The organism is Pseudoalteromonas sp. BMB, assembly GCF_001709235.1.
In the GTDB taxonomy this organism is placed as follows: domain Bacteria; phylum Pseudomonadota; class Gammaproteobacteria; order Enterobacterales; family Alteromonadaceae; genus Pseudoalteromonas; species Pseudoalteromonas maricaloris.
Map to the genome: position 1 here is coordinate 1 of NZ_MBQA01000043.1, position 264 is coordinate 264.

Below are 264 nucleotides of genomic sequence, written 5' to 3' on the forward strand. Positions count from 1 at the left end.
GAACCAGTACCGTGAGGGAAAGGTGAAAAGTACCCCGGAAGGGGAGTGAAAGAGAACTTGAAACCGTGTGCTTACAAGTAGTCAGAGCCCGTTAATGGGTGATGGCGTGCCTTTTGTAGAATGAACCGGCGAGTTACGATTTGATGCAAGGTTAAGCAGCTAATGTGGAGCCGTAGCGAAAGCGAGTCTGAACTGGGCGCTTAAGTTGCAGGGTATAGACCCGAATCCCGGTGATCTAGCCATGGGCAGGTTGAAGGTTGAGTA

Annotated in this window: 1 rRNA gene; it reads left to right on the plus strand. The window is 50.8% G+C overall.

Annotation, left to right across the window (positions count from 1 at the left end):
• Positions 1–264, plus strand: a 23S ribosomal RNA gene (locus BB427_RS03115); the annotation flags it as partial.